Raw genomic sequence first — 26,635 nt, 5'->3', positions numbered from 1 at the left:
CTGATTATGAGATAATTGTTGATGTTTTATGCCAACTCGATAAAAGTGTGCAATGGTAAATAGTACCGATGATCGCTATCAAAAAATACTGTAATTGGCCACAGGTAGTTGTGAAAATAAGAATAGCTATTTTAGTTAAAATCTATTGTAAGTCTATTGGTACCGGCTGGGGCTGAAAAAGCCAAAAAGTCCAAAAAACAGCACTAAAACATCTACTAATTAATCAATAATTGCGATTGTGTAGTCTATTATTTGATTATGAACAGAGCTCAGAAACCATCTACACCTGATGGGTAGCGCAATAGCGTCCAGAACCCGGCTAACGGCCTATTCTTTAAAGCAACGATCAGATATAATGAGCCGGATGTGTCGCAATTTGGATCTGTAGCAGCCCGCCGAAGATGATCTATTCTAGATGATTATGGCCCCTGCAGCGCCGTTTAGAATTGAGATGGCAGGCCTGCAGATGTAAGTGTATTGGTACGGATGGATATGTTCAGAAGGTAAATTAAACGCATTGGGGTCATAAAGGACATTTTGTCCTATATGACCCCAATGCTGGTTATGTAAGCAAATCGGTACCGACTTACCGCAGGTATTTCTCAACGGGTACGATTTCGTAGTCGGGATCGTTTTCGAACAGTTTGGTCAGGACGGCAGCATGGCGCTGTCCCATGACAACCAGAATCCGTTGCTTTTTTTCGGCCAGTTGCCGGTTGACGATATTCGAATAGATGCGCAATTCTCGACTGTAGAAATAGGTGATGAAATCGGCCCCTACGTAATCAGATGAAATACGGGTGCTATCGAGCAAGGGGTCTTTCGTGTTCAGTTTTCCCTGCCTGACTTTAGCCGGCGTGATGTACATGACGCGGTACGTTTCCTGCAGTACCTGGGGCGAGTTAAGCTTGATCAGGAAATCGGGTAAACGCATCGTTCCTGCCCGAAAGGCACCAATAACGCTGTTGCCCAAATCGCTGAAGGCTTTGAGTTCGTTCAAATAATAATCAATGTGCTGCCCCTGATTGAGAATCCGATTCGATGTGCCGATGTAATAATCAACGCCGAAGACCGACCGTAGATTTAGTTGTTTGGCGAGCGCATACGCGATCTGGTATTGTTCAGCACGGCCGTGGGATAGGTCCCGGAACGACAATCGGTTCGACTTATAAAGGCCATACAGACTATCAACCTGGGCCTGTTCGCCCGGCTCACGCTCAATCAGAATCAGGTCGGGTTTGAACCGCGCTAGTTTGGCGTTCACCTGGTCGACTTCCCGCTGGCGGTTCTCCTGAAAGAGGTCGGCCATGGGTGCATCTTTGTAAAAACTCTCCTGCCCAAAGTGGGCACTGCCAAGCAGTATAATCTGTGTTTTAGAGGATTTTTGCTGGGCCAGACCTGCCGTAAGTGTGAAGGTGAGCAGGCTGGCAAATAGACAGAAACGAACGTTCATGACGTGTTTTGGATCGATTGGTTAAACGTGTATAGACAACTGCTGTGCCACAAACGGTGACTGTTGAGTGTCAGCAGGCTAAACGAAAGCAAAGTCGGTCTCTTCGTCCATAACTGGACAATCTTGTCCAGTTATGGACGATGGGAGGAATACCTGTTGGTGAGGGAAACTAGAAGTCATGTACTAGACAAGCAGCTTAATTGGGGTAAGCAGCTGGGTGAAAATGAGGTACAGGGGTTGTTGCCAGGCTGGCTAAACTTTCATTCAGCTGATTAGCCGTTGTAAAGTTAACTCACTACTTAAAAAGTTTCATAAATTAGTGGTTTAGATACATATAAATCAAAAAATATACTTAAATGAATTCTGGATATAATCAATTGAGGAATAGGTTGCTACGGCATGATTCTTGTCTATTGATCAACTATCTCCCACATCATGTAGAAGTAACGTTTGACCAGTCATGCCTGCCAGCCTAGTTTTACGGGAGAAATGATCAAATCAATACCGAAAGACTACAGGTACTACCTCCGCTATTACCGGGTAGAGACGTTTTCCTGGTGGGTAAGTCTGCTACTACTGGTGCTAGCGTCGGTAGGGCAGTGCCTGGCCCAACAGTTTATTAGTCCCGGCCGTACGCTGACCGACTTTGACACCAGCGTTCGGGCCGATTCTATACCCATACGGGTTGATCACTTACCCGCGCGCATCGACGCTGAATACGGGCTGATGAAAGTCTGTTTCAATATTCAGCACAGTCGTACGTCTGATCTAAAAATAGAACTGGTTGCGCCCAATGGGCAAAGCATATGGCTGAGTAACCGGAATGGGGGAGACCAGGGGGCCGACTTTGCCAATACCTGTTTTCGGTCGAATGGATTTTCGGGGTACATCCACCAGGCTAGTGCCCCGTTTGCCGGGGAGTACAGTCCGGATGGCCGGTTTCGCTTTTTGAACGATGGGCAGAACCCGAACGGGACCTGGTATCTGTTGATTACCGATCTGCGAAAAGGGGAGGGGGGCGTGCTGACTTACGTGACGCTGGAATTTGGTGCGAACCCGATGCCCAATGATGAGAAAACCCCCTGTTCGTTCCAGAATCCGGCCGCTTGCCGGTGCTCAACCGATCGGAGCGACTGCCAGCTGCTTCCCGATCTGGTAATCATCGGCTCGTTTACCCGGGCGCAGATCAAAGAATATGCCTGGAATGATCCGACCTACCCCGGGCAGTTACGCTTTGCGGCCTCCATTGCGAATATTGGCGATGGGCCCATGGAAACGGTTGGCAATCGGGAATGGTACTGCCAGCAGCAGCGCGTGGATTCGGGCAGCCGCTGTGCAGACGGTACCCTGGCCCGACAACGCCTGTATCAGCGGGTATATAGCCGGCAGGCCGACAGCCTCAGCTGGCACGACTACCCCGCCGGGACCAATTATTTCGACGAAAAACCGGGACATAACCATTACCATGCCGACGACTGGGTCGAGTTTCGGCTTGTTCAGCGGTATAAAACCCGAAACGGGCGAGAAGCGGAGAAAGTCGTGGCCACCGGCCGAAAGGTCAGCTACTGCCTGTTCGATTCGGGTATTTGTCGCTCGTCCGATACGTTGTGCCAGGACCGGGGCGTAACCTACGGTCCCGAAAACCTGGCCAACTACGGGCTGGGATCGTACGCCAGTTGCCAGGCCTCGCGGCAGGGCATCAGCGTTGGCGGATACGACACGTATGGCATGATGTACGAAGGTCAGTATATACAACTGCCCAAAGGCCTGAAATCAGGTACGTACTGGCTCGAGATAGTCATTGACCCGGAGGGGCAGTACCGGGAAAAGTCCCGCGCCAACAACCGGTTTACCATGCCTGTCCGCATCAGCAGACAACAATAGCGGGTCGTACCGATCGGCTTGTGATACTATTAATTACTTGACGCATGAAAACAAGATTTTACCTGCTTATTCTGTGCATAACCCTGCTGGGCAAACAACTCGCCGTTGCTCAGTGTACAACCTGCACCCGATCCTACACTGGTGTGGGAAGCGGGACTGACTTTAGCAGTTTGAATTCGGGCGAGACCCTCTGCATCCTGGCCAACGTAGGTAATATCTCGATTGATCAGAACAAAACAGGTATCCGAATCTGCGTAGCGCCGGGCGTTACCTGGACCCAAACCAACGCATTGGCTGCCAACAGTATATCCATCACGGTAAACGGTACGTTTGTGCTCAACGGCGGGCTGAATCTGAACGGAAATTCGACCATTGCGGTGAGTGCCGGGGCCTCACTGTCGACGAACCTGACCAATATCAACGCCGGCCTGCTCATCAACAACGCCGGGCAGGTTACGTTCACGGCAAACTCGGCCGTGACAACGACCGGAGGTTCGTTCACGTTTGCGAATGGAGCCGGGGCAACCCTAACCGCCACGGCACCGCCCAACTTCGTAGCGGGTAACTCGACCACGTATACAAACGCAGGTACGATGGTATTCTCCAGTCTCGAAGACTCAGAAGCCAATTCATTTATCAACCAGAGCACGGGGGTGATAACGGTTTATCGCACCTTCTACAACCATGGCGGATTTACGAACAACGGACTCCTGCAAACGACCTGTGTGCCGGCGCAGAACGGAACGCTCGGGTGTGAGTTCAGAACGGGCGATAAGGGAGCCAAACAGTTTATCAGCAACAACTGCATTACGGTGAAAGGCACGGTGAACATCGACGGGCCGATTGTACTGAACGGACTGCTGGATATTGCTACGGGATACGACCTGTCCATTACCAAGATCGTGACGGGAACCAACGGGCGGATCGTGGTCAACGGGGGGGCAAGCCGGGCCGCCAATGACGGCCGCTATATCGGTACGAATATGCGGTTCTGCGATCGGAACACAACGGGCAACCGCTTCGATACCTACAGTGCCAACTACCCGAACGATCAGGCCGCCATCGTTGTCGACTGCTCACCATCGGCCTGCTCGACCTGTCCAACGCTGGCCGTTACCGCAATGCCGGGCGCCTGTGTACCCGCAACGAATCAGTACACGCTCACCGGGAGCGTTAGTTTCACCAACGCGGCTTCCGGTTCGCTGACGGTTACCGATGGGGTTCGCTCTACTACCGTTTCAACCAGTGGCAGCAGCCCGCAGAGTTATACCCTGACCGGTCTCACGGCCAATGCGGCCAGCCATACGGTTACGGTAACCTCCAGTAGTACGGCTTGTACACCGGCTTCGGTTACCTATGCGGCCCCGGCTTCGTGTTCATGCAGCCTCAGCATTCAGACATTCAGCCAGAGCGGGTGTCAGGCAAACGGGACCGATGCCACGAGCGCTGATGATTATTTTCTGGTGACGGTACAGGCAACAGCTGTAAACGGAAGCGGTCGGTACGAGCTGGTGCTAAACGCCAACAGCGACGGATCGGGCGGAACTGTGCTCAACGCGGGTGGTACGGCCTATGGACAGGCCGTAACCGTTGGAGCAGGCCGGCAGCTCAGCGCCAACAACTCAACAACCTATCCGATCACCATTCGCGATGCGACCAATACGGCCTGCCGACAGGTGCGCACTACCGTGGCCGTCGCGTCCTGTTCGCCCTGCGAGTCGGTGCTTTGCCCCAAAGTTTCCCTTACCCGCCAGTAGCGTTCCAGACTTATCGAATCTCGAACTGATAGCTGCCTGCCAGGAGCGTATACTGCCGACCCGACACACCTGCGTTTGTAGTTGGACTCAGCAGTCGCCCGTCTGCGTACGCCTGCCCGTCCGTCAGGAAGAGTGTAGCCGTTGAATTGGGGGGTACGGTGACCAGGTAGGTAATCCCCGAACCCGATCGGCGCCAGGCAGACCGGATCATTCCGTGCGGACCCTGGTGGGTGGCCTCAAAATGATCCAGGGTTTTTACAAAGTTGGGTTTCAGAAGAATGTGCTTAAAACCGGGTGCGCTGGGGTCCGGTTTGATACCACCCAAAGCCTTGTACATCCAGGCTCCAACTTCGCCAAACATGATATGATTCAGGGAGATATCGCTTTTGGCATCGATAGGCCAGTTCTCGTACAGGGTAGTGGCTCCATTGGCTATCCACCAGCCCCAGGACGGAAAGGTTTCCTGCGAAGCGACCCGGTAGGCCAGATCGGCATGGCCGTTGTCGCTGAGTGCATTCAAAATGGTTTTGGTGCCAAGCAGGCCAACATCGATATGGGCCTGGTCGGCTTCGACCCGCTGAGCCAGTTGAGACGCTACGGCCGCCGTCAGCTCATCGGGTACCAGGCCCCAGTGGAGCGGTGCGCTGAGTTCAGTTTGGAGCCCCGACCCGTAGCGGGCCGCTGTCTGGTTCAGGTATTTGGTGTTAATTGCCTGTCGGATGCGGGCCGCCAGGGATGAATAATGGGTATAATCGTCGGTTCGGTTGAGGAGTCTGGCTATGTTGGCCAGTATGCGGGTATCCGTGTAGTAATAGATCGACGAGGTCAGCTCAACGGGGGCTTTAGATTTTACGGGCACCCAGTCGCCCAGGCCCCAGCTGGTCAGGTTATTAGGGCTACTGGCTTCGAGGTGATCAACGTACCGTTTGATGGCGTCGTAATTGTCGATCAGGATTTTTTTGTCGCCGTAAAACAGGTATACGTTCCAGGGAATCAGCGCAATGGTGCTGGTCCAGTCGGGGCCGTTCCCCCAGTCGTACCCCCAACCGCCGGTGGGGATGATCGAAGGCAATACGCCGTTCGGCTGCTGTTCATCGCGGTGATCGGCCAGCCATTTTTCATAGATGGTGATGCCATCGAAGTTGTATAAACCGGTCTCAACGGCAATGTGGGCATCGCCGGTCCAGCCGTTTTTCTCCCGTTGTGGGCAGTCGGTCGGGTAGCCGAACAGGTTTGACAGGTACGAGTTGTTGGTTGCCTGCCAGATTTTGTTCAAGGTTGGATTGGCCGAGTTCACCTGACCCGTAGCGGGCACGTCGCTATGCATAAAATACCCCGTCAGACTCTGTTGAGTGAGAGTTACGGGTTGCGTACTGGTGACCTCTACGTACTGAAACCCTTTGTAATTGAAATGGGGCATGAATGTTTCCTCACCCCGACCGCTGAGCGTGACTACATCGGTCTGGAACGGGTCGCTCTGATCGGTAGGTCGGTAATGCATGTCGATATTCGACTGATCGGCCCGTCCGTCTTTCGTTAGTCGTTCGGCATGTTTCAGCCGGAGGGTTGTGCCCGCCGGACCCTGCACGCGAATCTGGCTGACGCCGGCTATGTTGCGGCCCAGGTCAAAGACGTAGGTCGTATCATTTAATTTGGTCAGGCTGCGGGCCGGTATCGCTTCTACGTTTCGGATCGGATGCATAACCTGCGCTACGATGTTGGCGGATGGGGCCGACCTGATTTTAGCGGCAGTCCATTTTGTATCGTCAAAATTGACCTGATTCCAGCCGGGCTGCTCCAGGCGCGCGTCGTACTGTTCGGCGGTGTAGATGCTGTTGAAGCGGATTGGACTGAGGCTGGTTTTCCAGTCGGTGCCGGAGGATATGGTCTCAACGCTGCCATCGTCGTAGGCGATTCGCAGATCGAGGCAGAAGGTGGGCCGGTTACGCCAGGGGGCTTTGTGAAAATACCATACCGCCGTTGACTGATGATTGTACCAGCCATTACCCAGCAAAACGCCCAGCGCATTGGCACCGGTCCTGAGCTGCTTCGTTACGTCGTACGTCACATACAGAACCCGGCGGTCGAAGCGGGTGTACATGGGGTCGAGCCGGTGGTTGCCTATCTTTTGTCCGTTCAGATAAAGTTCATACAGCCCGCCTGTCGCTATGTAAGCCCGGGCGCTCCGGATCGTCTTACCCGTCTGAAAGACCTTTCGGAAGTAGGGGGCCGGTTTGACCGTTTCATCGGCCCCGTCGCTGATCCAGGCACCCTGCCAGTTTTTCGGATGCATAAGTCCGGTTTCAAATCGGGCCGTTGCTGACGTATGTGGCTTACCATCCTGATCCCAGGCCGTGACTCGCCAGAAGTAGGTGGTAAACGGACGAAGGGGTTTACCAGAATAGGTGACCAGCGTTTGGTCGGATGCCTGTCGGGTGGGTTGCCAGCTGTTTCCGGCTCCCCGGCCAGGCTCCAGCGAGTCGGTGCTTACCTGTATCTGCCAGGCGGTTTGTCGGGCTCCCCGTCTCGGATCCTGTAACCGCCACGAGAATCGGGGTGTTGTGGCGTCGATACCAAGCGGATTGACCAGATGTTCTGTCTTCAGATCAACGGGTGTACCCGGGGTTTGTGCGCTTACTGACCTCATGAAGAATAGACTGCCCAGGCCGCCAATCAGAGTACGAACTAGTAACGAGGCCAGGCTTTTGGCGGCACGCCCGGTTGCGGTACCGGAGGAAACTGAAAACGAAGAGGGTAGGGCAGACAGGCAGTCGGTCATGGCAGATGCGGGTGGTGATTGAGTGAAAAGCCCGTTGTAGGGGTCTTATAACCGACCTACAACGGGCTAACCGATACGCTCCGGTAAACACCGGTACTTGTTAGATGCGGGGTTCCCAGCCTTTTTCATACTCGCGGCTCCACAGCTTCATAGCCTCCCGATCGCGAACGTGTCCGTTGGTGGTGTCTACCTCCAGCGACTTATTGGTCCGGTACGCGATGTTGGCCAGGTGACACAAGAGCGTGCTTTTGGCCCCTTCGTCGATGGGTGATGCCTGTTTCGCTTTACCCCGGATCGCTTCGAAGAAGTTGACTACGTGGCGGGTCGTCATATCGCCACCCCCGCCCAGCGCGGTGCCGGCTTCCGAACCGCCCGACTTACTGGTTTTTACCGTTTTTCCTTCCCGGTTAAACAGGGTGTAGCCGTCGCGATCGACGTAGACGCTGCCGTTGCTGCCGTAGATAATCGTGCCGCGGTCGCTGCCGTAGGTTTTATGGCCGTTGCGACTTTTGCCATCCCACTTGATGATTTTGTTGCCGGGAAAGCGGAAAGTGGCATCCATGGTATCGTACATGACCCACCCGTCGGTCGGGAAAGCCCGTTTGGCAGCCTCGACCGCAACGTGTTCCGGGTATTCGACCTGGAGAGCCCAGCGCGCTACGTCCAGTTCGTGGGTAGCGTTATTGCCACTTTCGGCTGTGCCGTATTGCCAGCCGTACCAGTGCCAGTTATAATCCCAGGTGTCGTGGGTGTAGGGGGTCCGGGGAGCAGGGCCCTGAAACAGTTCCCAGTCGAGTCCATCAGGAACGGGCGCCTTCTTTGCCACCGGCACCTCACCCCGGGTGGCCGCGTAAAAAGCCACGGCTTTAAATGGGGTTCCAATGACGCCATTGTGTATCTGGTTGATAATATCGATCGATTCGAGCGCCGACCGTTGCTGGTTACCCATCTGGATGATCTTGCCGTATTTTTTCTGGCATTCGATCAGGATTTCGCCCTCGCGGGGGTTATGGCTACAGGGCTTTTCTACGTACACGTGTTTACCGCCCTGAACGGCCATCCAGGTGCCGGGCGCATGCCAGTGGTCGGGCGTGGCGTTGAACAGGGCGTCGACCTGCTTGTCGGCAATGACCTTGCGGATGTCGTTTTCCAGCTTGGGTGCATACGAGATATGCTTCGAAAACTTTTGGGCACCCGACTCGCGCTGCTTCTTCATAACATCGCAGAGATAGACAAGCTCAACGTTGCTGCTTTTCAGCGAGATCGGCTCGTAGTAGGCACTTAACCGCCGACCGAGCCCGATGATAGCCACGTTGATCCGCTCGTTGGCACCGATGATTTTTGCATAACTCTTCGCCGACATACCCGGGGCCAGTCCTCCCACCGACAGGCCAACGGTTCCCAGCGCTGTTTTTTTGATAAACTCTCGTCTTGATGTATCCACTCGATTAGCAATTAAGGTTCATGTTAGGGGGCCAGCCTGGTATGGTTACACACAGACCGACATTACTATACCCGAAAACATTACTATAAGCCGTAATTGCTGATTTCTAATTGCTTTTGTCGGCGGAAACACGCTATTGTCCTAATAATTGCCTGATCAGGCAGGGAGATAAACGATGAAGGTTGCCCCTTCGTCTGGCTTACTTTTGGCCGTGAGGGCACCCCCATGATTTTCTACCACTCGCTGGCATATCGCTAAGCCAACGCCGGTTCCTTCAAATTCGCGGTTTCCATGCAGCCGCTGAAATACCTGAAAGATGCGGTCGAGGTACCTTTCTTCAAAACCGATACCCTGATCAATCAGGCTGATCTGATGGTAGTAGCCAGTCTGTTTAGCCGGCATCAATACTGCCGGTAATTCATCAGCCTGACAAAGCCGATAGCGAATCTGAAGCTGGGGTTGCTGGCTAGGCGGGGTAAACTTAATCGCGTTTGAGATCAGATTTTGAAACAACTGAGACAATTGGGATACATCTCCCTTTACCTGCGGCAATTCGTCCAAGCTCAGTTGCACCTGTCTTTCGTCAATTTGCCACGATAGGGTCTCCAGCACGCCGGCTACAATGTCAGCCAGGGAGACCAGCCCGAACGATTGCTGCCGGGTGGCTATGCGCGAATACGCCAGCAGGTCTTTGATCAAGGTAGACATACGCTCGCTGGCTGAACTCATACGCTGAAGATAATCCTGTCCTTCCCGGTCCAGTGTACTGGCATATCGCTGTTTGAGCAGACTACCGAATTGCCTGATCTTGCGGAGGGGTTCCTGCAGGTCGTGGCTGGCTACATAGGCAAACTGCTGCAAATTATCGTTCGAACGTTGTAAATCCTGATTGACCAGTAACAGCTCCTGGGTGCGGGCCATCACTCTGTTTTCCAGCTCTACTGACAAATGGCGGTACTTTTCTTCCCGCCGTCGTAACGCGGTTTCGCTCCGCGAGCGTTCAACGGCTTCCCAGGTCCGCTCGGCGGTTTCTTCGATCAGTTGAACTTCGGCCGGGGTCCAGCTTCTGGGTAAAGAGGCATGAACGGATAAAATTCCGATCAATTGGCCTGCTTTTCGCAAAGGCACACCAACCTGAGCCTTGATACCAACCTGTTCGTTCATCGCCCGTTCGGCGGCAGATAGCGCAGGATCGGCGGTAAGGTCGTTCATGACAATAGTCTGGCCAGCCTGTAAGCGCGCAACAACCGCCGGGCCAAAGTCAGCCATGACAAACTCTCCGGTCAGCTCAATAACCCCCTTAACGTAGTTCGATGTCACCACTACCAAACGCCCATCCTGACTTATTTCTCCATAATGTACCCGATTTGCCCCCAGGGTTTCGCCCAGCAGCTGAGCCGCCGTAGCCTGAATAACCTGCGGATCGATGAGCGGGCGCAGCAGGTCACTCAACCGGAGCAGATAGGCATGGCGAAATTCGAGTGTCTGGGTGGCTTCTAAACAAGTGACCAGTACGCCGTTAATCGTCCCCTCATCGGCCAGGGGGCTAAAGCAAAATGTCGCATAGGTAGCCCCGAGGGGGTTATTGCCCGGAATCGGAAGCTTCTGACCGTCAATCCATTCAGCCCGGCCACCGGCCATACAGGTTTGGATTACGGGCCCTGCGTAGGGCCAGATGTCGGCCCAGCTTACGGCGCCTGGCTGTCCCAACGCGGCTGGATGGTTATTCAGGTTGCTAAACCCAGCCCGGAATCCGTCATTGTAGATCGTTATCAGCTCCGGTCCCCACAAGATGAGCATGGGCGATCTGGTGGCAAGCACCATCTGGACAAGCGTACGCAGGCTTTGTGACCAACTATTGGGAGCACCTAACGGCGTTGTCTCCCATGGAAAGTCTCTGATTCGTTGACCCATCTCACCGCCACCGGACAAAAAGGGGTAATCAGCGGAAATAAACGTATTGTCCAAAATAATAGGCTGTACGGGTAGCAGAGAACAAGGGCAAAGGGTCACCTACCTCTGAAAAAGGGGAGTGCAGATAGGTTGGAAGCGGGTAGTGGGGCAAGACTCCTTGTCTACAAAGTTACAGCGTTTTAGATAGAGTCTATATGCTATGTGTAAAGACCACAACCGTGTGATCATGTTTCCCTGAAATTTAATGGATAATCGCTGCCCCTTCTTTCGCCGTTTGTTTCCGGCTGTATTACTTACTCATTCCAAGAAAAAGTTTAAAAAAAGTAATGCGTTAATTTGACGTATTAATAAATCTTCACTTCATTTGTCTTGTCATTTTGACGCAATAGGAATTGGCCATGTTTGAGAAACCGGCGTTAAGGAATATAATAGGGGAATGCGAATATTAAGGGAGGTCAGCCAATACCGGCCCCGATTCGGCATCCGCCGTGTATCATGGAAGAAAACGGGTGTATCTAACGAGAAGCCCCTCAGGGCTTGTTTAGGGAAAGGGAGTTAAGACCCGAAAGCCGTGTAGAGACTGGATTGTACACCCCCCAGCCCCGCGACGGCGGCCCGGCCTAAAGGGGGAGAAAAAACGGCGGGGTCAACTCCCCCTTTAGGGGGCTGGGGGGCGTAAAAGTCCGCCCTTCGAGTCGATTAAAGTCAGTAAGTACCTTCCAAAAAAGCCCTCTGGGCCAGTAGCCGCCTTCAGTTCATACCTCAGGAATAATCTACAATCAACAGCTGGTCAGACCAGTTTAATCCAAGCAGACAATGACGATATCCCGCAAAGAGTTTCTCAGAACCAGTGCCCTGGCCCTGACGCTGCCTTATCTAAGTCAGGTAGACGTTTTCGCTAAACCGATCAAAAAAATTGGCCTTCAGTTGTATACCCTGCGCAATGAGTTAGGCAAGGATGTGGAGGGGACGCTGAAAAAAGTTGCCGACATTGGTTACCGGGAAGTGGAAACGTTCGGGTATGCGGGTGGGAAATTTTTCGGCAAAACGCCCGCTGAATTCAAGACGCTGCTTACCAGCCTTAATCTTACGTCGCCCAGCGGCCATTACATGCCCAATAACCTGAAAAAAGACTGGAATGTAGCCGTGGAGCATGCCGCCGGGATCGGGCAGAAATACATGATGTGCGCGTTTCTGTTCCCGCAGGACCGCAAGACGATCGACGATTACAAGAAACTGTGCGACACCCTGAACACCGCCGGCGAGGTTTGTCAGAAGGCCGGTATCCAGTTCGGTTATCACAACCATGACTTCGAGTTTGAGACGCTGGATGGGCAGGTGCCTTATCAGGTGATGCTGTCCGGTACCGATCCGAAACTGGTAAAAATGGAGCTGGATCTGTACTGGGCTATCCGGGCCGGTCAGGATCCGGTTGAGCTGTTCAGAAAGAACCCCGGCCGGTTCCCGCTCGTGCACCTGAAAGACATTGCCAAAACCGAGAAACGCGAATTTGCCGAAGTGGGTACCGGCTCGGTCGATTTTCAGCGCATTCTGGATGCGCACAAGACGGCCGGTATTCAGCATTACTTCGTAGAGCAGGATGCCGTTGTGAAGGGCTCCCCGCTGGAAGCGATCGCCATCAGTTACCAGAACGTGCAAAAACTGCGCGTCTGACGCCGAGCGATGCCTGCCGCAGCCGCCTGCGGCAGGCTACAAAATCCTGTTCATGACCTGAGGCCCAAATTTTTCCGGATGAAGACGACTGACGAAGTGATTGATTTTGTCCTCCACGGTGGGCAGCGGCATTTGCCTCATCTGACGATCGACTGCGCCATTCTGGGGTATCACGATCAGCAGCTGAAAATTTTGCTGGTTAAGCTACACGGCTCAGATGGGTGGGGCTTACCGGGCGGCTTTATCAGGAAGGACGAACGGTTCGGCGATGCGGCCAACCGGATACTGGCCGAACGAACCGGTATAACAGACCTGTTCCTTCAGCAATTTTATACGTTTGGCGATAGCCCTTACCGACATCGGGAGCAACGGGCCGAAGATCTGCAGCAGCTGGTAGGCGACTGGATCACCATCCGGGAAGACAACTGGCTCCTCGGCCGACAGATTTCTATCGGCTATTACGCGCTGGTCGACTACGAGCGGGTTATCGTGCAGACGGACCTGATCGTAGAGGACTACAGCTGGTGGGATATTGCCGCTCTGCCCGAGCTGCTGTACGACCATAACGATATGGTTGACAAGGCGCTGGAGACGATACGGCTTCAGCTCTACCACCAGCCGATCGGGGCCAGTTTACTCCCTGATCAGTTTACGCTGCCCGAAATACATGTGCTTTATGAAACCCTGCTCGGCAAAACCCTCGATCGGCGCAACTTTCCGCGGAAGTTGTTTGCGCTCGGCTTGCTGAACAAACTCGATGAACAGCGGTCCATCGGTCCGCACCGGTCGCCTAACCTGTACGAATTTAACCGGACCAATTATCAGAAGGCGCTGGAAGAAGGAATTGTACTGGTAATGTAATCGCGCCCAAGGGTCTGTAGCCAGCGGCTGATAAAGCCTCTTTTTTTACCCTTTTCTCTTTTCTAGTTTACGTTTAAACGCTGTTGATCATGAAAAAAGTGAGTCTGTTGTTTCTATTTTTATGCCTGGGTCTTGCCTACGATGGATTTTCGCAGGCGGCTGCACCTGCCGATTTTTTTGCGGGAAAGTGGGAGGTAACCATAGCCGGAACACCCAACGGTGACGTCAGGTTTATGACTGATCTGGTTCGGAAAGATGGTAAATTGACGGGGTCGCTGAAAGATCAGTCGGGTACCAGACCCGAGCCTATACCCATTACCAAGGTGGACGAAGCCGCCGACAAAATTACCATCTACTTCAATACCGAACAGGCTGGCGAAATTGGCGTTGAACTGGCCAAAGTAGATAACGACCATCTCAAAGGCCAGCTGATGAATATGTTTGAGTCAACCGGCGTTCGGGTCAAAAACTAAATAGTACCTCTCCTGACGTTTCTTTTTTTACCTTACAGAGCCAGTCACCTGCCTGCCAGACCGAGCGCTGGTACCGGAGGGTGGCTGGCTTCCGGCTTTCAGGGTAATCCGCCTGGCGATGTCCCGGGCAGTCAGTCCAGCAAAATAACCAATTCGAATCACCTGACTCAACTTATGAACTATCGTACCTGTGTACTCCCGTCAGTACTCTCCCTGCTTTTGGTAAGCTCGCTGAACGCTCAGGTTCTGACCGACTCCGTGTTGGTTGAAGGGCATTATCGGCCATTCCATTACAGTACGCCACCCCTTGCATTACGCAAACCCAGCCTGGTCTTTGTGCTGCATGGCTCGAACGGGAGCGGACTGGATATGATGAAAGCGGCTGCCCGGATGGAGCAGCAGGCCCGGACTGAGAACACCCTTATTGTTTATCCCAACGGCTACAAACGCTACTGGAACGAGTGTCGAAAAGCGTCTCCGGCTGCGGCTAATAAAGAGAACCTGAACGAGCAGGCTTTTTTTGAGGCCATGATTGGGTATTTCAACAAGCGATTTGGCGCCAACACCAACCAGGTTTTTGCGGTGGGTACCTCCGGCGGTGGCCATATGGCCTATAAACTGGCGCTTACCATGCCCGACCGGTTCCGGGCTATTACGGCGATCATTGCCAACCTACCCGATACTACCAATATGGATTGTGTTCCGACCGGGAAACCGGTGCCTGTCATGATTATCAACGGAACCGACGATGACGTAAACCCGTACAACGGAGGCCTTGTCAACCTGGGCCCAACTATGAACATGGGAGAGGTTCGCTCTACCGCGCGCACCCTGGCGTATTGGGCTGATCTGGCCCGCTATCGTGGGCAACCACGCCGGGAAAACCTGCCGGATGTTGACCCGAATGATGGCAGGACTATTGAGCGATATACCTACCGCGAGTTGGGTAAACCCGAGGTTGTTTTGCTTAAGGTTATCGGCGGAAAACACGACTACCCCAACGATCTGGATGTGCACGTAGAAGCGCTGCGGTTCTTCATCCGCCAGATTCGATAGATACCGGCGACAAACGCAGTCGGTGAGAAAGTAGGTTAGTAACTATTAGAATCAAAAGCGTGTTATATTGCAATCAATTGATTCTGTTTAGAGAGTAGTTGACTGATTTCCCGAATAAAAACACCAGCTAGTATGGCTACCCAGGCAACCCTACCGCCATCTACACGACCCGACGTCAACGTAGTTCCGCTAACGGCACTTCAGCTCATAGACCGCTCCCGGCAGGGACTGGCTGGTTCAGAAGCGGGGCGCGTTGCGGGTCTGCTGGGGGTTGCCGATAAGGAAATGGCCCGGCTGCTGAACCAGTCGGTCGCTACTTTCCATCGGCAGGCCAAAGCGGGTCGGCTCGATGCGGCCACCTCCGAGCGACTGCTGTTACTCAGTCGGCTGGCTGGTCACGGCACCGCTGTCTTTCAGGACCAGGGCAAATTTACCCGCTGGCTCCGTCGGCCGCTGCGGGCGCTGGCTGACCGGTCACCACTCGATCTGATGGATAGTCCGACCGGCGTTCAGCTGGTAGAGGATCTACTGGGGCGTATTGAATACGGGGTGTTCAGCTAATGGCTATCACCCTGTACCGCATCCAGACCGACAGCCACCGCGATACGATTCTCGATGGGATTGGTGCCCAGCTGCACGGAGGCCGCTGGAATGCCAAAGGACGCCCCATGGTCTACACGGCTACGACACCGGAGCTTTGCTTTCTGGAGTATATGGTACACCTCGACGGGACACCCCTGGCCGATCTGCCCCCGCTGATCCTGTGCGAGATTTCGGTACCGGATGCGTCAATTGTGTACCTGTCGGCCAGTGAATTGCCGGTCGGTTGGGATGACCCGTTTGTGACTCCGCCCGGGCTGGCCAGCTATGCGGACGCGCAGTTTCGCCACCATGGGTCGTTATGCCTGGCACTTCCATCGGCAGTGGTGCCGCTGTCGCCTTCCCGCAACGTCCTGATCGATCCGCTGCATTCGTTACGACCGGCCTGTTCGGTACTGACTATTCAACCCTATCCCGTCGACCCCCGCCTGCCGACCGCGTCAGTCGATTAGTCGATAAACAAACAGGCGGCTCCCGGGAGCCGCCTGTGCAGAAGAGTTTAGGGTTTATCCCACCAGAGCGGGGTCGACAGCGGCACCTCGGCCGGCACGTTCGAGCCGTTTTTCGATGTTTCCCCGTTGGGGTAGGCTACCCGGCGGATAAAGGTGGGCAGAGCGGCATTGAGCGGCAACGTAAATCCTTTGTACTGGTAATCATACCGGCGCGCATCGTTCCAGGCTTCGGGATTAAGGTAGGTGACAACGTACTTTTCCTTGAAAATGAGATCAAGAGTTAGCTTATCGGCGCCTACGCCAACGGCCGGGTGGGCCAGATAGGTGTCAAGAGCCGCCGTGGCCACGCCCAGTTTATCCATATTGGCCCGGATACCAGCCAGATAGGCAGTATAGGCGCGCGCCCGGTCCCCGGCCCGGAAAGCGGCTTCGGCTTCGACAAACTTCATTTCAGCGTAGGTAACGATGAGCAGGGGAGAGGCATCACCTGTCAGGGGCGAATTCAGCGAGATATACACTTCATCCTTCACTGTATTGTTGCCGCCAACATTTCCCTGTCCGTTGCGCGTGCCGACGTAGGTGTTGTTCACGGTTCGGTCGGTAATCTTTTCGATGCGCGGGTCGACCAGGCCATAATTTGTCCCGTTCAGCTGATTGACCAGCTGGGTAGACAGCCAGCCGTCCAGTACCAGCAAGGCATTGCTACGGGCCACCTGCGCCCAAGGATTCCGGAGCAGAAACGCACTCATCTGCGCATCATCGGCATTGGACGCGTAGGATTTTGACACCGCATCGAGAACGGCAGCCGGGCTGTACGAACTCTTCTTCGAGATTTTGTTGAGCATACGCGCCTTCAGGGCATTAGCAGTCTTGATCCAGGCAGCCGTACTGCCTTTGTGAATCAGGTCATTAGCCTCTTGTAGCTTCAGCCGCGAGTCTGTTTTGGCCAGCTCGGTGAGGCTCTCGTTCAGCAGCGACAGAGCCGTCGTGTACAGGGTCTCTTCTGAGTCGTAGGTTGGGGTGAGGGTTGTCCCGTCGAATGCGTTGGCGAAGGGGGCAGCCCCGAAGGTGTCGGCAATCAGGTTGAGATGGTAGGCCAGCATCACATCGGCAACCCCAACGTATTCCGATGCCGCCTGCTCCTGCGCCCGTCGTTTCAGGTCGTACAGGTCGGCCATCGCGAAGTAGACATAATCCCAGGTGCCGGTATAGTCGGTTATCTGATACGTATCCGTCGACCCACCTGCGCCCGGACCAGCCAGGTACTGAACAAAATAGGAAGTGGTGTTGGCCACCCGCTGCGAGCTGTAAGCCGTTTTCTGCGTGGTTGTCGACAGCAGCGAACTCAGGGGCGGATTGGCAATCAGGTTCGGGTTCGTGTTCTGCTCAAAATAGTCCTGACAGCTGGTTGCTCCACCCAGGAAGAGCGTGGTCAGGGCCAGTAAGGTATATCGATTAGCTACTTTCATGATGCGCTTGAGAAAAAGTCGGTTAAAAACCTGCGTTGAGCGTGAAGAGAAAACTCCGAACGGCGGGATAGGTGAAGCCGGTGAACCCGTCGATGTTGCTGCCGCTGTTGGTCGAACTGGTTTCGGGATCGTAGCCGGTGAACTTGGTCCAGAGAGCGAGGTTATTGCCCGTTACGCTGACCGATACATTCTTGATCACCGAATGGCTAAACAGCGACGAAGGCAGGGCGTAGGTCAGCCCGGCCGAGCGGAGCCGAACCCAGGACGCGTCTTCGATGAAGTTCTCCGAAACGCCCCGGTGCACGTTCCGGTAAAAACCGTTCCCGTAATCGACTCCGTCTGGTCCGACGCCCTGGCCGAGAAAGACGGCTTTGGTGTTGGGAGTACCGTTGGCCAGCACCCCGTCAAAGACTTTGGTGGTGTTGCGGTCTTCGGTGTATTCGGCAATACCGAACGCGGAGAAGAAGTTACCCAACTGGTTGTACCGGTCCTGCCCTACGCGGGCGTCGACCAGGGCCGTCAGGGTGAAGTTGCCGTAGCGCAGGGTGTTATTCAGGCCACCGATCCATTTGGGTTGTGAGTTACCCAGTATTTTCTGGGTCGTATTGATGACCGGAAAGCCATTGGCGCCGATAACGATGGGGCGGCTGCGGTCCAGTTCGGGTGAGGCATTGGCTTCGCCGGCGTTGGGGTAGTACCGCTGGTAGCTCCGGCCGTAGAGGTTGCCGTAGGCATAACCCGGCACGAGCCGCATCGTTACGGTCGAACTGGAGTAGCCGAACTGGTTGGCGTAGTTGATCTCCGTCAGACCATCGCGCAGACTCAGGATTTTGTTCCGGTTGGCCGAGAAATTCAGATTTACATCCCAGGTCAGCTTATTGGTCCGGACGGGGGTAGCCCGCAGGATCAGCTCAATGCCCCGGTTCCGCATAGACCCCGAGTTGATAGCCGCCCGGACGTAGCCCGTTGCCGACGACACATCGACCGATATAATCTGATCGCGGCTGAGAGAGTTATAGTAGGTCAGGTCAAGCCCCAGCCGGTTGTCGAGAAAGCCCATTTCCAGACCGGCCTCGAAGGTGTCGGTAAACTCGGGGCGCAGGTTCGGATCGCCCAGCAACGAACCCCGGGTAAAGCCGGTCGAGCCCGATGGGAGTTGGACGTAGGAGGCATAACCCGTAATGGTAGAGTAGGGGGCTGCGTCTTTCCCGATCTGCGCGTACGAGGCTCGCAGCTTACCCATACTGATGACTTCGGGTAGTTTAAACTGCTGGGAGAAGATATACGCCAGACTGGCCGACGGATAAAAAAACGAGTTGTTGGGCGCTTGCAGCGAAGAGGTGATGTCGTTACGACCCGTCAGGGTCAGAAACAGGAAATCCTTGTAATCGAGGGTGAGCTCCCCGAAAATGCCCATCAGCCGGTAATCTTCTCCGCTTTGTACCGCCGTGATCGTCTTGGCGTTACGCAGGTCGAAGTAATCATACACCGTCAGCCCATTGCCCTCTGCCCCGAAACTCCGGATACGCCGGTCGTAGAGGTCGTGGCCGAGCCGGAAGGTAGTATTCAGGTTTTGCCCGATTTTGGTGTTCGTACTGGCCGTAAACGTCGACGTTATGGCCCGAAAGCTGGTATTGTACTGGTAAACAAATCCCTGCACGTTGTCCTCGAATACCCGCTCGCCCGCCAGGCCGGTTGGTCCCGGCGCCGTACGGACCCGGCCGTCCGAATAGGTATCGAGCCCGGCCCGGTAGTTGAGCGACAGCCACTTCAGCGGGTTATAAACGAAGTTTAACCCACCTACCAGCCGGTTTACGTTATCGCGAAGTTTATTGGAGTAAGCCCCGTAGATCGGATTGCCGTTGCCATAGGTGTTCTGGGTGCCGTCCGGTTTCCGGAAATCCCGCACATCGTAGCGGGGCGACCAGTAGCTCAGGCTCTCGTTGAAACGGTCGGCATTGTAGCGGTCGCCCCCCGAGTTGATGAAGTTCAGGGTCGAGTTGACACTGAATTTGTCGCTCAGTTTCACGTTAGTGTTCAGCCGAACCGACAGCTTGTTGAAGTTGGTAAAGGGAATCACCCCTTCGTGGCGCAGATGATTGATCGACGACAGAAACGTAATTTTTTCCGTACCGCCCGTAAACGACAGGTTGTTCTGATACTGCCTGCCCGTCTGGTAGGCATCTTTGAACGGATTGTACAGGCGCTGCGGGTGGGTCGGGTCAATTTTTATGGCGTCTTCTACCGTTGGACCCCAGGACGGGAAAAAGTCCTGCGGGTTATAGATCCCCGAATACCCAATGGTATATCTGTCCTGGACTTCGGGGTATTTGTTTACGTTTTCGACACCAAACGTGCTGGTAAAGTTGGTCCGCAGGGTGCCGGCTTTTCCTGACTTGGTGGTAATGACAACGACCCCGTTTGCGCCACGCAGCCCGTAGAGGGCGGTGGCAGCACCACCTTTCAGAATATTGATCGTTTCAATATCGTCGGGGTTGATGTCCGCAGCCCGGTTTGAGAGGCCGCGAAGTTCGGCTCCGGACCCAATGGTCGATGTGCTGTTGTCGAGCAGAATACCATCCACTACGAACAGAGGCTGGTTGTCGCGGCTAACGTCGAGCGAGTTGATACCGCGAATCAGGATGCGGGCTCCCTGACCCGGCGCACCACCTGTGCTGGAAATCGTTACGCCGGCTACTTTTCCCTGCAGGGCGTTCACAACGTTCGTTTGGCGGTTCTGAACGATCTCGGTAGCATCCACGCCCTGGGTGGCATAGCCAAGATCCTTTTTCGCACGGCTGATACCCAGGGCTGTCACAACGACCTCGTTCAGCTGCCGGTCGTCCTGCTTCAGGCTAACGTTGATACTGGTGCGGTTCCCAACAGAAATTTCCTGATTGATGTAGCCGATATAGCTGAAAACCAGCGTGGCCGCAGGGGCGTTGACGCGTAGTCGGAATTGCCCGTCGGCATCGGTCTGGGTACCGGTGGTTGTTCCTTTTACCGACACGTTTACCCCGGGCAGGGGCGAGTTGTCGGCATCGGCGGTAACACGGCCGCTCACGTCTACCGACTGCGCCTGGACCGCCAACGAGGTGAGAAACAGGACCAGGCCTAGCCAGCATCGTAATAATTCTTTCATGTTGAGAATCAGTTAATTATACAAAAAATGAAAAGGAAGTTAGTCTAGCAAATTTAAGGATTAATAAAAGTTTTGCAAATATTGCAGAACGGCAAAGATTCTTCTGCTTTCTTCGCATAGCGCCATATAGTAGCCCGAAATGGCTGAAAAGCCATCTATACGTCTATCAGTTAACCGCTTACGAATCGTCTGTTTTCCTATTAATTTTTGAACAACCTGAATCACATGAAAAAAAAATTATTGGCCCTCTGGTTACTAGGGTTCCTGCTGGTCACCTCCTCAACGGCCCTGGCTCAGGCACCAGCGACGCGCCCGAATGGGCAGCCGGTCGTTGTCCAGCGAATGGAGCGGGAACTGGAACGTATTGCCAGACTCGGTGGGGGACAGGTCGGCGTTCAGGCAATCCATCTGGAGTCGGGGCAACAGATCAGCTACAACCCACAGCTTAAATTCCCGATGGCCAGTACGGTTAAAGTCGCGATTGCGGTTCAACTGCTGCAGCGAATCGAGCGGGGCGAGCTGTCGCTGACGACGATGGTCGATCTCAAACCGTCTGATTTGCATCCGGGCAGTGGCACCCTGACGGCGCTCTTCAACAAACCCGGTGTACAGCTATCGGTGCAGAACCTGCTGGAGTTGATGATGGTCATCAGCGACAATTCAGCGACGGATATCCTGCTCCGCCTGGCGGGTGGGCCGGAAGCGGTACGAAACTGCCTGAAATCGCTGAATGTACAGGGTATGTCGGTCGACCGATCGATCATCGAACTACTGGCCGATTTGCAGGGGGTCACCCTGCCTCCTGCCGACCAGTGGACGACCGGATTCTACGAAAACCTGGAAAAAGCAAGGGCGCCGGAAGCGCGCAAGAAAGCCGTCGAAGCGTTCGGTACCGATCCGCGGGATACCTCAACGCCCGCTGCTATGGTCGACCTGCTGGCAAAAATCTACCAGGGTAAAGCCCTTAAACCCGAAAGCCGTGATGTATTACTGGGCGTTATGGAGCGCTGCCGGAGTGGCGAGGCCCGGCTCCGGGGCTTTTTACCGCCTAATACCGTGCTGGCACACAAGACCGGCTCGCTCGGCGCCACCGCCACCGACGATGTAGGCTACATAACCCTGCCCGACGACGCGGGCCACATTGCCATCGCCGTGTTCATCGGGCCATCGACCCAACCCACCGCCGAGCGGGAGCAGACCATTGCCCATATGGCCCGGGCCGTCTACGATTACTTCCTGTTCCAGCCACTACCCGTCGGCGAGGGCGCCCGCTGACCCGGACCTTTAGATCAAACCGGCTAGCCATGGGCTGAAATTCCTAAAGTTTATACCAGAATCTACTAAACGATGCGCCCCCACTCGGCAGTAAATGCAGCGAAGTGGGGGCGCTTTCAATGTGCACTCTAGAAACTGGAGAGGCTACTGGTAACGTGCATTATCTAGGGTTAACGTCAATACCCTCCCGGTAGCTGGAGCCTGCTATTTGGCAGTACGGGTGTAGTTGAATAGTTTACTGGCCCAGGGTATAACATGTTGAAAATTAGGCGCATCGGTATGGCCCCCGTTGTGCTGACGCCAGGCCAGTTCGCCATCCATGAGTCCGGTCAGTACCGGCGGCATTTGTTCGGTAGTATAGTCGTTACTAACGCCCAGGTCCCGGGCTCCGAGCAGTCGGTAGACGGAACCAGCCGCTACGGTGGCTTTGTAACTCCCCATCTGATCGAGCCATTGGGCGTCGCCTTTTTCGGGTATCCCGTAGCTGACAAACGTAGGTCGAGGTGCACACAAGGCCAGTAGCTGGTGCGAATCGACGGGTAGGTCACAGCCTGTTTTGCGGCCAAAAGTAGATTCGTCAGCAGCGTACTTCAGGTAGTTTCCGGCCATCCAATGATAGCCGCCACTGTTTGTCAGGCTTTCAACCGCTTCGCCAAACACCCGGCGGTGCAGCGTAGCCCCGCCCTTGCCCGAAGACCCGATAAGGCCCATACCAAACCGCTGGTCAAAAGCCATAGCCACCAGGGCCGCTTTCCCGTAGCGCGAAACGCCCTCAATGCCGACCTGTTTCGCGTTGACCAGGGGTTCTGTTTCCAGGTAGTCGAGGGCGCGGGAGGCTCCCCAGGCCCAGGCTCGTAAAGCGCCCCAGTCGTCGGGTTTGCGGGGCTGCCCTTTGTTAACGAGACCAATAATGCCCCGGGTCAGGCCCGACCCGTTGTCGGCCTGTATACTGTTGGGCTCAATTGTACAATAGCCCCAACCAGCGGCCAGCAACTGCTCGGTCGGGGGCGAATCGCCGTTTGGTGGCGGGGCAAAAAAGTTGGGTCCGGGCAGTCGGGTAATGGGATTGTAGGCCGGATACCGGTCAAAGATGGCTTTCAGCTCCGGATTGCTTCTGATCATCATCTCCTTGAAAGCGGTATTGAGCTTTTCGAGGTCGGCCGGCGAGGGTTGAGCGGGGGCGGGCAAAGTCGGGAACCCCAGCATCATCATCACCGGAACCGGCCCCTTTACATTAGCCGGCAGCACCAGTACCATGTTGATGTTCACGTTGATCAGCGGATAATCACGGTTATCGACCCGCCCGATCAGCTGTTTGGCGACAACCGGCGTACGGCCAACGAATTCGTTGTCGGTGATTTTAGTGACCCAGGTTACTTTGGGCAGGTTGGCAGGCACTCGACCGTACACTTCCCGTTCGAAATCGTCAATGAGTTCGGGTCGGCGGGTTTTCCACCACTGGTCAGGGGTGGTTACTTTCCTGCCATTTTTGGTGGTGAGCAGATCAGGGAGCTGCGGACAGGGATCGGCTTTGGCTTCGTCGTAGTTCGCGTGATTGGGGTCGGCTTCGTTGGCGCTGGGTCCGGGTCTCAACTTTTTTATGCCCAGCTGCTGTAGCATGTTGGCCTGATCCTGCTGGGCCGTCCAGGTTTTTGGGGGCGGGTATTTACTACTGTCAATGACAGCTTGCTGAGCCGCAGCCCCGTAAGAGAGGCTGGCGAGCAGGCCAAGGGTCAGGTAGGTTTGCATGTAGTTAATGGATATAGGATTATTATTTATCCGTCCTGAATGGCGACGCCGGTAACCCCTCCTTATTATACAGGTTGGGCTGAACTGGGTTGTCGGCCCAGGCGTAGCGCACGTAAAGGGGCGCTGTCACCTCATCATTCCACACAACGACCTTGTCGCCCTCAATTTTTGCCCTGGCCCAAACGAATTTCCGGTCGCTGCCCGCCACCGCAAACTCGCCCAGCTCTTCCCCGTCGTTGGTTATCAGGCCGCTGCCCGTGCTGGTGAAACGGATGGTAATCCTATTCCCGTCAACCGACGCGGATTGAAACAAGGGTCCTGAGGCAACAACGTTCTCTTTATAGGCCGTTTTTAGAGCCGCCAGGGCCAATCGCTCACCCACGTCTTTCTTGTTGTCGGGGTGAATGTCGTTCCATTCGCCCAGGTCAATAGCCACGGCCATGGCGGTGTTAGGGACCGAAAGGGCGTTGAGCTGAGCTTCCCGCAGGGTGGCCCAGCCACTTTCGGCTGGCAGGTAATTGTACTCCATATAGCCTGGCAGCTGAACGTACAGGAACGGTAATTGACCCTGTTTCCACTGGTTTCGCCAGTCACTGATCAAAGCTGGCAGCAGTTTTTGATACTCCTGAGGCCGGCCGGCATTGCTTTCGCCCTGGTACCAGCAGAAGCCTTTTATGGCGTATTGAATGTCGGGCGCTACCATGGCATTAAAGAGGGCCGTCGGCTGATTTTGGGCGTTAATGCCCCCTCCAAATCCCCCTCCCGCAAACGGGCGATAGGCGGTGCCTACTTTATAGTGCCAGGTACCTTTCAGATCAACGGTATCTGCTCCGGCAAAGAGGCAATAGGGCTTGTCGGGCACAAATCCGCCCTTCCCACCCGTGTTGGTGACCCGAACCACGAAGGCGTTTTTGCCTGCTTTCAGTACATCAGCGGGTACGGTATACCGGCGTTGCGGGTATTGATAGGTGGTTCGTCCGACCTGTTTGCCATTTATGTAAAGTTCATCGGCATCGACGATTCGGCCCAGAAACACAGTGGCGGGTTTGCCTGCCATAGAAGCGGGAACATCGACCTCCCGGCGGTACCAGACCACGCCGTTCAGATCCTTGATACCCTGATCTTCCCAATAACCCGGCACGTTGATGGGTCGCCAGCCTTTGGGCGTGTAGGTCAGCTCGTACCACTTTGCCGGACCTGTCAATCCCAGATCAACCGGAGGGGCCGGTCGGGTCGCGCTGGCGGGTTGTCGACGCGTCAGGCTGTTCAGGTAGGTCGTGTCTTTATTCTTCTGAATAATGGTTTGTAGCGCACTGAAATCGGCAAGTCCGCTTTCGCTGATCCAGGCTTCGATGGGGGTACCGCCCACACTGGCGTTGATGATGCCAACCGGGATTTTGTACCTGTCGAACAGCTTTCTGGCGAAGAAGTAAGCCACTGCCGAAAAAGGCCGCACATCCGCACCAACAGCGGCTTTCCACTGCCCTTCCGGGAGGTCGGACTGGGGAGCCTGCAAACTGGTCAGGGTAGGCACCCAGAACTGACGAATCTGCGGATAGTCGGCTTCCCGGATATCCCTGGCATAAGTGACGTCATGGATGTTCATCTGGTGAACCATATTGCTTTGCCCGCTGCAAAACCATACGTCCCCGATCAGAATGTCTGTCAGGGAAATTTTTGTACTGCCTTCTATTGCCATCACGAACGGTCCGCCCGCGGGCGTTGGCGGCAGATTGACCTGCCATTTCCCGGCAGCGTCGGTTACGGTTCTAACGGTTTTGTTCCTGAAACGGACCGAGATCCGCTCCCCCGCCTTTGCCCAGCCCCATATTCTCAGCGGTACATCGCGTTGCAAAACCATTCCGTTACTGATCAGCTTAGGTAGTCGCACCTGAGCGCGGGCCGTTGGATGAAAAGCCAGTAACAGGCATAAAAGAGCAATCAGGTTGCCAACAGTAGGTAAAGCACCACGGCGGCAGATGTAAAAATTCATGAACGAATAAGTTTCGACCAACATCAGATGAACACGACCGTCAGGTCCACTAACGCACTACCGTCCTGGAGGGGTTTGTTAGGAAGGAGATAACAGACGGATTGACATGTACGACCCCGGTTGGCAAGAATGATAAACAAATTCTTCTGTTTTGCAATCGGTTACAGCTAAAAGGCAAGGTGCTATGCAGTTCTAACCGCTTTTTGTATGCTGTGTCCAGAAATAAAAGCTGTTTGTACATAGAACCTGATGCAGTTCTCTTTCATGAATTTGCAACCTGGACGAGATTCGACCAGCCCACTTTATCAACAGATTATTCAAACGCTATGAGTCTTCATAGTCAGAGAAAGACAACTTAATACTTGAAAATTTATGCAATCGATTGTTAAAGTTTTTCCCTACAGTGTGACAGGAGACAGTCGTCTTTGGGGTGGTATAAACCAACAATCACCGTATCTGAGGAGGAAACTCTCAGTGCCAGGTGCGCTTTCCTAGAGGTTTGTTAGGGATAGGCATTTTCATGCTTAAAGTGACTCGAATGACTTTCTTTTCTACCCCCCGCCCCGCGACGGCGGCCCGGCCCAAGAGGTTGTTTGGGGAAGGAATTTATGTGAACTCCTCTAGCCCGAATGGGCTGCCTTTTCACCCCCCCGCCCCCTA

17 protein-coding genes are annotated in these 26,635 nt (G+C 54.6%); 9 read left to right on the top strand and 8 right to left on the bottom strand.

Going from position 1 to position 26,635, the window contains the following annotated elements:
- Window positions 1-586: 586 nt before the first annotated feature.
- Window positions 587-1,453, bottom strand: a complete 867-nt coding sequence (locus tag B1C80_RS27585; protein WP_077924438.1) for a DUF5694 domain-containing protein — start codon at window positions 1,451-1,453, stop codon at window positions 587-589.
- A 489-nt stretch (window positions 1,454-1,942) separates the two neighbouring features.
- On the opposite strand from B1C80_RS27585, the gene B1C80_RS27580 reads away from it, so the two are divergent.
- Window positions 1,943-3,337, top strand: coding sequence for a proprotein convertase P-domain-containing protein (locus B1C80_RS27580; RefSeq protein ID WP_077924437.1), 1,395 nt, complete (start codon window positions 1,943-1,945; stop codon window positions 3,335-3,337).
- Between the two features lie 44 nt (window positions 3,338-3,381).
- Complete coding sequence (locus B1C80_RS27575) at window positions 3,382-5,094, top strand: hypothetical protein (protein ID WP_077924436.1); 1,713 nt, start codon at window positions 3,382-3,384, stop codon at window positions 5,092-5,094.
- 10 nt (window positions 5,095-5,104) lie between these two features.
- Here the strand turns inward: B1C80_RS27575 and B1C80_RS27570 are convergent, their stop codons facing one another.
- The 3 genes from B1C80_RS27570 to B1C80_RS27560 form a co-directional block, all read right to left on the bottom strand.
- Window positions 5,105-7,741 (bottom strand): alpha-L-rhamnosidase, encoded by a 2,637-nt coding sequence (locus tag B1C80_RS27570; RefSeq protein WP_077924441.1) that lies wholly within the window; start codon window positions 7,739-7,741, stop codon window positions 5,105-5,107.
- 232 nt (window positions 7,742-7,973) lie between these two features.
- The gene (locus B1C80_RS27565) at window positions 7,974-9,317 is read right to left on the bottom strand and encodes a Gfo/Idh/MocA family protein (RefSeq protein WP_077924435.1); all 1,344 of its coding nucleotides are present in this window, start codon (window positions 9,315-9,317) and stop codon (window positions 7,974-7,976) included.
- A gap of 156 nt (window positions 9,318-9,473) precedes the next feature.
- Complete coding sequence (locus tag B1C80_RS27560; RefSeq protein ID WP_161492825.1) at window positions 9,474-11,117, bottom strand: ATP-binding protein; 1,644 nt, start codon at window positions 11,115-11,117, stop codon at window positions 9,474-9,476.
- Between the two features lie 930 nt (window positions 11,118-12,047).
- Here B1C80_RS27560 and B1C80_RS27555 point away from each other — a divergent pair.
- The 6 genes from B1C80_RS27555 (at window position 12,048) to B1C80_RS27530 (ending at window position 16,347) form a co-directional block, all read left to right on the top strand.
- Window positions 12,048-12,905, top strand: coding sequence for a sugar phosphate isomerase/epimerase (locus B1C80_RS27555; RefSeq protein ID WP_077924433.1), 858 nt, complete (start codon window positions 12,048-12,050; stop codon window positions 12,903-12,905).
- Between the two features lie 78 nt (window positions 12,906-12,983).
- Window positions 12,984-13,766 (top strand): NUDIX domain-containing protein, encoded by a 783-nt coding sequence (locus tag B1C80_RS27550; RefSeq protein WP_077924432.1) that lies wholly within the window; start codon window positions 12,984-12,986, stop codon window positions 13,764-13,766.
- Window positions 13,767-13,855: 89 nt separating this feature from the next.
- Complete coding sequence (locus B1C80_RS27545; RefSeq protein WP_077924431.1) at window positions 13,856-14,239, top strand: hypothetical protein; 384 nt, start codon at window positions 13,856-13,858, stop codon at window positions 14,237-14,239.
- 174 nt (window positions 14,240-14,413) lie between these two features.
- The gene (locus B1C80_RS27540) at window positions 14,414-15,295 is read left to right on the top strand and encodes a PHB depolymerase family esterase (RefSeq protein ID WP_077924430.1); all 882 of its coding nucleotides are present in this window, start codon (window positions 14,414-14,416) and stop codon (window positions 15,293-15,295) included.
- A 132-nt stretch (window positions 15,296-15,427) separates the two neighbouring features.
- The gene (locus B1C80_RS27535) at window positions 15,428-15,856 is read left to right on the top strand and encodes an antitoxin Xre/MbcA/ParS toxin-binding domain-containing protein (protein ID WP_077924429.1); all 429 of its coding nucleotides are present in this window, start codon (window positions 15,428-15,430) and stop codon (window positions 15,854-15,856) included.
- Window positions 15,856-16,347 carry an RES family NAD+ phosphorylase gene (locus B1C80_RS27530; RefSeq protein ID WP_077924428.1) on the top strand — a complete coding sequence of 164 codons (492 nt, stop codon included), beginning with the start codon at window positions 15,856-15,858 and terminating at the stop codon, window positions 16,345-16,347. Before B1C80_RS27535 ends, B1C80_RS27530 begins: the two co-directional genes overlap by 1 nt.
- Window positions 16,348-16,394: 47 nt before the next feature.
- On the opposite strand, the gene B1C80_RS27525 is transcribed toward B1C80_RS27530, so the two are convergent.
- Together B1C80_RS27525 and B1C80_RS27520 are read right to left on the bottom strand one after the other, a co-directional pair.
- Window positions 16,395-17,816, bottom strand: coding sequence for a SusD/RagB family nutrient-binding outer membrane lipoprotein (locus B1C80_RS27525; RefSeq protein WP_077924427.1), 1,422 nt, complete (start codon window positions 17,814-17,816; stop codon window positions 16,395-16,397).
- Between the two features lie 22 nt (window positions 17,817-17,838).
- Window positions 17,839-20,958: a SusC/RagA family TonB-linked outer membrane protein gene (locus B1C80_RS27520; protein ID WP_077924426.1), complete on the bottom strand. Its 3,120-nt coding sequence runs from the start codon at window positions 20,956-20,958 to the stop codon at window positions 17,839-17,841.
- A 225-nt stretch (window positions 20,959-21,183) separates the two neighbouring features.
- On the opposite strand from B1C80_RS27520, the gene bla reads away from it, so the two are divergent.
- Window positions 21,184-22,233, top strand: coding sequence for a class A beta-lactamase (bla, locus tag B1C80_RS27515; RefSeq protein WP_077924440.1), 1,050 nt, complete (start codon window positions 21,184-21,186; stop codon window positions 22,231-22,233).
- Window positions 22,234-22,437: 204 nt separating this feature from the next.
- Here the strand turns inward: bla and B1C80_RS27510 are convergent, their stop codons facing one another.
- Window positions 22,438-23,982, bottom strand: coding sequence for an acetylxylan esterase (locus B1C80_RS27510; RefSeq protein WP_077924425.1), 1,545 nt, complete (start codon window positions 23,980-23,982; stop codon window positions 22,438-22,440).
- A gap of 22 nt (window positions 23,983-24,004) precedes the next feature.
- Entirely contained in the window at window positions 24,005-25,975 is a 1,971-nt protein-coding gene (locus B1C80_RS27505) for a sialate O-acetylesterase (RefSeq protein WP_077924439.1), read from the bottom strand.
- Window positions 25,976-26,635: the final 660 nt, after the last annotated feature.

The organism is Spirosoma sp. 209 (assembly GCF_002006735.1).
In the GTDB taxonomy this organism is placed as follows: Bacteria; Bacteroidota; Bacteroidia; order Cytophagales; family Spirosomataceae; genus Spirosoma; species Spirosoma sordidisoli.
Note: the sequence above shows the minus strand (reverse complement) of the source record. Positions and strands in the feature narration are given on the sequence as shown.